8 protein-coding genes are annotated in these 8092 nt (G+C 59.8%); 2 read left to right on the forward strand and 6 right to left on the reverse strand.

The features are described from left to right. Position 1: 1 nt before the first annotated feature. Genes NKJ94_RS33045 through NKJ94_RS33060 form a run of 4 tightly spaced genes read right to left on the reverse strand, consistent with a single transcriptional unit; the run spans position 2 to position 2815 of the window. Positions 2–1282 carry a cytochrome b gene (locus NKJ94_RS33045; RefSeq protein ID WP_352531429.1) on the reverse strand — a complete coding sequence of 427 codons (1281 nt, stop codon included), beginning with the start codon at positions 1280–1282 and terminating at the stop codon, positions 2–4. Next, entirely contained in the window at positions 1263–1760 is a 498-nt protein-coding gene (locus NKJ94_RS33050; protein ID WP_352531431.1) for a chromate resistance protein ChrB domain-containing protein, read from the reverse strand. Before NKJ94_RS33050 ends, NKJ94_RS33045 begins: the two co-directional genes overlap by 20 nt. After that, positions 1757–2179, reverse strand: coding sequence for a hypothetical protein (locus NKJ94_RS33055; RefSeq protein ID WP_352531433.1), 423 nt, complete (start codon positions 2177–2179; stop codon positions 1757–1759). Before NKJ94_RS33055 ends, NKJ94_RS33050 begins: the two co-directional genes overlap by 4 nt. Positions 2180–2218: 39 nt before the next feature. Beyond that, positions 2219–2815: a superoxide dismutase gene (locus NKJ94_RS33060; RefSeq protein WP_352531451.1), complete on the reverse strand. Its 597-nt coding sequence runs from the start codon at positions 2813–2815 to the stop codon at positions 2219–2221. 540 nt (positions 2816–3355) lie between these two features. On the opposite strand from NKJ94_RS33060, the gene NKJ94_RS33065 reads away from it, so the two are divergent. Both NKJ94_RS33065 and chrA read left to right on the forward strand, forming a co-directional pair. Beyond that, entirely contained in the window at positions 3356–4333 is a 978-nt protein-coding gene (locus NKJ94_RS33065) for a chromate resistance protein ChrB domain-containing protein (protein ID WP_352531435.1), read from the forward strand. An 8-nt stretch (positions 4334–4341) separates the two neighbouring features. After that, positions 4342–5757, forward strand: coding sequence for a chromate efflux transporter (gene chrA, locus NKJ94_RS33070; RefSeq protein ID WP_352531437.1), 1416 nt, complete (start codon positions 4342–4344; stop codon positions 5755–5757). A 560-nt stretch (positions 5758–6317) separates the two neighbouring features. On the opposite strand, the gene NKJ94_RS33075 is transcribed toward chrA, so the two are convergent. Together NKJ94_RS33075 and NKJ94_RS33080 are read right to left on the reverse strand one after the other, a co-directional pair. Next, entirely contained in the window at positions 6318–7673 is a 1356-nt protein-coding gene (locus NKJ94_RS33075; RefSeq protein ID WP_352531439.1) for a phosphatase PAP2 family protein, read from the reverse strand. Between the two features lie 82 nt (positions 7674–7755). Further along, positions 7756–8092, reverse strand: a 337-nt coding sequence (locus NKJ94_RS33080) for a hypothetical protein (RefSeq protein ID WP_352531441.1), incomplete at its 5' end; no start/stop codon positions are given.

Here is an 8092-nt window from a genome sequence, read left to right on the forward strand (position 1 = left end):
GTTACGGCGTATCTGCCATCGCCTGCGCTGGGGCAGGATGCGCGTCGCCCTTCGGCAGGACTGCCGAGGCGATACTGGTCGGGAGCGGCAGCGGTCGCTCGAAAATGCCAAGGAGCGGCATCACGACCAGGAAATGGAAGAAGTAATAGAACGTGCCGACGCGGCCGATGAGAACGAAAAAGCCCTCCGGCTTATTGGCGCCGACCCAGCCCAAAACGATGACGTCGATGACCAGGAGCCAGAAGACCCATTTGTAGATTGGCCGGAAGCGGGCACTGCGGACCTTCGATATGTCCAACCAGGGTAGGACGAAGAGGACCCCCACCGCCGAGAACATGGCGATTACGCCGGCAAGCTTGTTCGGGATCGAGCGCAAGATTGCGTAGAACGGCAGGAAATACCATTGCGGCACGACCTCGGCGGGCGTTCGCAGTGGATTGGCCGGGATGAAGGCGTCGGTGGAATTCAGGTAGTTCGGCAGGTAGAAGACGAAGAAGGCGAACACCAGCAGGAAAGCCGCCAAGCCGAGCAGGTCTTTGACCGTGTAGTAGGGGTGGAAGGGGATGCTATCTCCCGGCCCGTTGCGGTCGATGCCGAGCGGATTGTTGGAACCCTGCCGATGCAACGCGACGAGATGCAGCATTACGACGCCGACGATGACGAACGGCAGGAGGTAGTGCAGGGCATAGAAGCGCTGCAGCGTCGGATTATCGACGGAGTACCCGCCCCAAAGCCAGGTGACGATGCTCTCTCCCACAACCGGAATTGCGGAGAACAGGTTGGTGATCACCGTAGCGCCCCAAAACCCCATCTGGCTCCATGGCAGGACATAGCCAAAGAAGGCGGTCGCCATCATCAGCAGCAGGATGACGACTCCGAGCATCCACAACAGTTCGCGCGGCGCCTTGTATGAGCCGTAGTAAAGGCCGCGAAAAATATGGATGTAGGTCGCGATGAAGAAGAACGATGCGCCGTTCAGGTGGATGTAGCGGATCATCCACCCGTAATTGACGTCGCGCATGATGTGCTCGACGGAGCCGAAAGCGAGGTTCGAATCCGCTGTGTAGTGCATTGCGAGCACGACGCCGGTGAAGATCATGACGACCAGCATGAACCCGGCCAGCGAACCGAAATTCCACAAATAGTTCAGATTTCTTGGGGTCGGATAGTCGTTCAGTTCATGATTGACGAAGGTGAAAACCGGCAAGCGGTGGTCGATCCACCGAACGACGCGGTTGCTTGGCTGACGTCCTGCGACGTCCTCATTCGATTGGTCTACCATTCCGTGTCCTCTGCTCAGGCCGCCGGCTTCGTGACGGGTGGCCAGCTGTGCGTTTCCGCTCTGCGGCCCGAAGCCCACGCGTAGAGCGCGTCGTAAATGACGAAGTCTTCAGCACCTCGTGGTCGTCAGGCGTCAGGTCCCGCAAACCCATGGAGATCGCGAGCAATCCTGCCGACTGTGGCGTGAGATCGTGCCGGTCCGTGTCGGCGCCGCGCACGATCGCGGCAATGGTCACGATCGCCGGATCGCGATCGAGACCGTGTTTGGAAACGAAGGTGTCGAAACTGCAGCCGTCACCGACATGGGTGAATTCGACGCCGGGCACGTCATAGGGCGTCGCGCCCGTTTCCCGGGCAACACGGATCACCTGGTCAGGCGCCACGAACAGAAACTCCGGTTCCTTGTCGATGAAGCGCGCAATCAGCCAGGGGCAGGCAATGCGGTCGATGACCGGACGTTCGCGTGTAACCCATTTCATGACACAATCCTTTCTTCGCTCACCACCAGAGGGACAGTTGGCGCGCCGATCGCATGCCAGGCAGCGATGCCGTCGCCCGGCACGCTGGCATAGACCTTGTGCAACTCCGGAACGGCAAGCACGCCGGTGACCTGGGGATACCCGTTCAGCTTCGTGAGCAGCTTGTTGGTGCTGTCGAATACCAGCAATTTGCCGATGCTCATGCCAGAGATGAACAAACGACCGGTGCCGGGGTCGAGGCTTTGATAATCGAAGCGGTCGATCTTCGGCCCGAGCGGCACATCGCGCTCCAGCGCGAAGAACTTGTCCGCGGAAGGTGGAGGGGCCGCGAGCGTCGGCACGGAAGCCATGCCTCCGCCCGCGACTTCCAATCCAGCAAGCAGGGCGCGCCACACGCGCGCCGTCTTCAAACGCATCATGAATGACGTGCCTTCCGTGTTTTGCGCCCTCGCTGAAAGTTACCCTTCGCGACTGTAGCCCTCATAGAGCTTGGCTGCATTCTCCCACCGGATCGCTTCCATGTAGACGTCGACATAAGAGGCGGCCTTAGCGCCGTAATCCATATGATAGGCGTGCTCGTACATGTCGAGGACAAGCACAGGGCGCCCCCCCGCCAAAGTCGTCGTATGATCGGAGGCCCATTGGTTGACCAGCCGCTTGTCGCGCGGCGAATAGGCGAGGATTACCCAGCCCGACCCACCGCCCTCGGCTTTGCCCATAGCCGCGAATTCGGTTCGCCACTGGTCCACGCTGCCAAAGTCCTTCGTGATCGCGTCCGCCAGAGCCCCCTTCGGCGCACCGCCGCCGCCGAGACCTTGGAAATACGCTTCGTGCAGGATCATCGAGTTCGTGGCGATTAGCTCTTCCCGTTTCAAGCCGTTGATCATGAAGACGGGCGCCTTGGCGAAATCTAGTTCCGCCAATTGCGTGCCGATCGCATTGAGCCGCTTTACAGCGCCGACGTAGTTGTTCTCGTAATGGCTCACCAGCACCTTCTCGGATATGCCCTTAATGTCCTTGGGGTCGAACGGGAGCGGTTTAATCTCATAGTTCATGGGCTTGAGCCTCGAGGTGGAAGATGTTTGAGCCAGAGCTGGGCTCTCAATCAGCGTCGCCGTCGCGGCAGCGCCAACAATGAGTCCGGCATTCCGCATGAAGTCGCGTCGTTTTATTCCGTCGGTCATATGCTTACTCTCTATGGTGATGTGTAGAATCAAGCCGCGCCAGAATGGACGGCCGGCGGTTAGGTGTGAGTTTCACCTAGTAGGGGAGCGCGCCAGGCATACAGTTCGTCAGAGACGGTGATCCCGCAGCGTAGCATTCATGGTCGTCGTTGAGATGGTTAAGGTTTGAGCGATCGAGGGGCGGATTGAGATGGAGATGGTGCCAGGGCAACATGGTTGATTTTCGGCTTTTTGAGGGTTGCCGAGTCATGCCTGGCCTCAAACGCGTACAAGTTCTCGAGTGATGCTTCTGGTGTGGCATCGGTTTCCTCGCTCGGCGGCACGGCTCATCCCGTGAGGAAGCGAAAGCTATGCCCAAATGAAAAGTGATACAAGTGTTGCATTTGGATTTGTTCGTGATACGGTTCACTTATGAGTGAGGGGCAATCGCAGGAGCAGCGCTGGCTGCTCCTGATCCATCAACTGCCGAGCAAGCCCGCCTACTTCCGGGTGAAGATCTGGCGACGGTTGCAAGGCATCGGCGCGGTCGCAGTCAAAAGCACCGTTTACGCCCTGCCGGCGAATGCCGAGATGCAGGAGGATTTCGAATGGCTTCTCAAGGAGATCGTCGCTGGCGGCGGCGAGGCCATGATGTGCGAGGCACGCCTTGTCGACGGTCTTTCGGACGCCCAGGTCCGGGCGCTGTTCGACGCCGTTCGTGACGCCGACTATGCGGAGATTGTCAAGGAAGCGCGCGATCTGGCCGCAGCGATCAAGACCAACGCGACAGCGGAAAAACATGCAGAAGCGCGTTCGCAACTCGGCCGCTTGCGCAAGCGGCTCGCGGACGTCGTGACGATCGACTTCTTCGGCGCCAGCGGTCGCCTCGCCAGCGAGGGACTGATCGCCGAGCTCGAGGCACAGCTTGTAGAGGACAAGGCCATGACCAAGGAACCGAAGACGGCGGCCGAGCCGAGCGAGCTCAAGGGCCGGATCTGGGTCACGCGCCGGGACGTGTATGTCGACCGGATCGCCTGCAGCTGGCTGATCCGTCGCTTCATCGATGCCGATGCGATCATCCGCTTCGTGGCGGGCAAGGGATACGTGCCGAAGGAGGGGGAATTGCGCTTCGACATGTTCGAGGGCGAAATCACCCATGAAGGCGACCGCTGCAGCTTCGAGGTGCTGCTTGCCCGCACCGGCATTGCCGATCCGGCGCTGCAGGCCATCGCCGAGGTCGTCCACGATATCGATCTCAAGGACGGCAAGTTCAGTCGCGAAGAAACCACCGGCATTGCCAGCCTGATCGCCGGCATCGCCATGGCGAACGCCGGCGACGAGCAACGGATCGCCGAGGGCGCTTCGGTTTTTGACAACCTCTACCGATATTTCCGTTCGAAACGCGAGTGACCTGAACCATGGCCAATGCAGAGAGCACCATAAAGGCGCCAAATCGATCAAGCGACACGCCCGGCCATGGCATTTCGTTCGCTGAGGCCACACGGGTGTGGGCTCGCGTGGCCGTGCTCAGCTTCGGCGGTCCGGCCGGTCAGATCGCCATGATGCACCGCATCATCGTCGAGGAAAAACGCTGGATAGGCGAGACCCGGTTCCTGCATGCGCTCAATTACTGCACGCTGCTGCCCGGACCGGAGGCACAACAGCTTGCGATCTACATCGGCTGGCTCATGCACAAGACCAGAGGCGGCCTCGTTGCCGGTATCCTGTTCGTGCTGCCTGGTGCGATCGCCATCATGGCGTTGAGCTGGATCTATGCAATCTTCGGCAACGTCGGCGCGGTTCAGGCCCTCTTCTTCGGTTTGAAGGCGGCTGTCCTCGCCATTGTGCTGGAAGCGGTGTTGCGGATCGGCAGGCGGGCGCTCAGGAACAATGTCATGGTCGGGCTCGCGGGGGCGGCCTTCATCGCTCTCTTTTTCTTCGATGCGCCGTTTCCGTTGGTCATCTTGATCGCTGGTATCATCGGTTTCGTCGGAGGGAGATCTGGCTGGGCTTCATTCCTCTCAGGTAACGGACATGGCAAGGTCGGCGGCAAGCAGGTCGCCGATGCCGATACCGCGCTCGGCGAGGGGGTGCCGGCTCACGCCCGGCCGTCTGTCAGTTGGTCGCTGAAGATCGCGGCAGTCTTTCTGGCGCTCTGGTTGGTGCCTGTCCTTGGGCTGCTAGCATTTTTTGGCCAAGGCAATGTCTTCACCGACATCGCCATCTTCTTCTCCAAGATGGCAATGGTCACCTTCGGCGGCGCCTATGCGGTACTCGCCTATGTCGCGCAGCAGGGCGTGGACCACTATGGCTGGCTCAAGCCGGGAGAGATGCTGGACGGCCTCGGCATGGCCGAGACCACGCCGGGCCCGCTGATCATGGTCACCCAGTTTGTCGGCTTCATGGGTGCCTACCGCGCGCCGGGAGTGCTTAGCCCGCTGGTCGCCGGAACACTCGGCGGTCTGCTCACGACCTGGGTAACCTTCGTCCCCTGTTTCCTATGGATATTCCTTGGCGCGCCGTTCATGGAGACGATGCGCAGCAACAAGGCCTTATCAGCAGCGCTGTCTGCCATCACGGCGGCGGTGGTCGGTGTGATCCTGAACCTGGCGGTGTGGTTCGCGCTTCACGTGCTGTTCCGCAAACTGCATGAGGTCAGCTGGCTGGGCATGACGCTGGACGTGCCGGTGTTCAACTCCATCAACCTGTCATCCCTGGTGCTGACACTCGGGGCGCTGCTCGCGGTATTCCGTTTCAAGATCGGCATGATCCCGGTGTTGGCGGCATGCTCGATCCTCGGTGTGCTCTATGGCGTTGCAACGGGCTCGATCTAAGCCGTGGGCGCAACCACTCTGCGGCAGGAGTACCCTCGTCGTCGATCTGGCTCAAGCGGCCATAGCCGACGACATCGGCAATCAGGACGGCTGCGAGATGACGTTCCATCCCCCAATCCTTCGCGGATTGTTACCCGCTTTCCAAGCTTACAGCAGGTCGCAGGTTGATGCCATTGCCGCCGCCCCTGAAAGACAGCTTTTCGGGTCTGTGTACCTTGCTGCATGAGAGCCCGAATGTCGGACAAGGGTCATTCCTTCGCCTCCAGCAGGATTCGGTACTCGGGCGGCGCCTTCAGCAAGGAGTCGATAGCGCCACCTGCTGACGTTTGCGCCGGACGCAGCCAAGTTCACGAGTGGACTCCGAAGCGGTCTATAGATCGGGCGCAGGGAAACGGCAACTTGGAAGCCTTGTTGCGTCTCAGGTCCATAAAGCGTCAGAAGATGAAAGCGCGTGGAGCCTTTCTGATACGTGGCGAATAAAGTTCCGTTCTATCCTTTGACCTCGACCGGCGATCGGCAAGAAGGTTCCGAACGGGTCGATCAGGTGTCCTCTCCTTCCACTAGTCTGCTCCGTCCTTTCTCGCCCGCTCGATGAATTTCTCCGCGACCGCTTTGCCGAGCGCGGCACCGGCCTTGTTGTCCATCGCGTAATGGATGCCGGCCCAGATGCGGGAATCGCCGGCCTCTTTGCCAACCTTGCGGATGAATTCCGCATGGCTGGGAAACAGGTACGCCAGGATCTCGCATCGGGCAGTTGAAAGAGTGGAATGGTTGGACGGATAGCTGGGAAACGGCGGCACCGCGAACAAGGGAGTGATACTCGGGTCAAGCATGTTGGGGCGCGGGTACCAATATGCGAACTTACCGTCGTTGCTTGCAATGAACGCATCGAAATGGATCGTTGCGAGCATCGCGTAAGCCCGCGCGGCGCGCGGCGCGTTCGAATCTGTCTTGTCCTCAAACATCCACTTGCTGGCATAGTCATACCAGCTGGTGAACAGGCCGGCTGGACTTTGCCAGTAGAACGCTTTGGAGCTGTTGGGGAATTTTCGCTCAAATTGTCGGACAGCATCCGTCTCAGCCTTCACGGCCGCGGACTGACAGTCGGGTGGGGCCGGCGGCCTGAATTCATCGGGCGATGCCAGCACGATCGGTTTCCAGTTGGGCATGGTTGCATTGCCTGGTTTATCTCCGACCCACTTGCACGGCCCGGTCGGGACTTTGCCGGTCCAGACAGCGTCGGAGCCATCGGCTTTTGCCCGCGCAATCACCTGCTCTGCCACTCGTCGGCCCAGTTCAAGCCCGGCGGAAGAGTCGCTCGGGAACTGGACACCGGCAAGGACACGCGACTGTGCTGCTTCTTCAGCCATTGCTTGGAACGAGGACGCCTCGTCCGGAAAGAAATGGGAAAGAATCATCGCGGCGGCTCCGGCGGCTGCCGCGTGTTCAGATGGATAGGAGGGACTCCGAGGCGTAGGCAGCGCAGTCGGTAATGTCGCATCCGCCTCGCTTGGGCGGGGGCGATTGTAGAAGTACTTCGATTCCCATGCTGCAATGGTGGCGTCGTAGATCGCCATCGTCAAATAGGTGTATATGCGGTGCGCATTGGGCGGGATCTTTTCGCCTGTAAGAAGGCGATTGTTGACGAGGTCGATCCATCGGTAACCGGGCGAGCCGGCATCCCAAAACGTGATCATCACGGCGGCCTGCGCATCGTTCTTTGCGATGATATCTCGGAGCTGCTCCAGCTCGGCTGTGGAAGTATCCGGTGGGGGCGGGACTCGGAAGTCCTTACCCGACGTGATCACCCACGTCTTCCACGTTCCAGCCTTTGGCTCTATCAGATCCGATTGGGCGAAAGCGCAGTTCACTGACAAAAGGATCACTGCGCAGGCCTTGCATAAAGCGCTGAGCATGTTTGGCCTCCATGGTTAGTCCCCGGCCCAAAGACGGACGCTTTTCTGGCTTTATATCTGCTCCGTCCTAATTTAGCGATCGCTAATTATAATGCCGGACACCGCCGGGCAAAAGGATCAAATATGCGAATAGGGCAGCGTTGTTGGTGTCACATCGGAAGACCGCTGTCTTCCTGATTTGCGGCCCGATTGCCGCTGTGACGGCGGCTGAAAATCCCTCGCGAAGTCGATGTTTGCCAACCGGCTTCTTCAGCAGGGCAACGTCAGCTTCCCAGCCCTTCGAGACGTTCCGGTTCGATTGCGGGAATGTCCGCGCTGGGTCAGATCGCGTCATGCGACGCTCGCAACTGAACGACCGCCAAAAGGGTCGAACTCGGTCGTTCAGAGCGATTTGGATGGTTTTGGCGGCGAGAGCAGCC

Source organism: Mesorhizobium sp. M0060, assembly GCF_040323155.1.
In the GTDB taxonomy this organism is placed as follows: Bacteria; Pseudomonadota; Alphaproteobacteria; order Rhizobiales; family Rhizobiaceae; genus Mesorhizobium.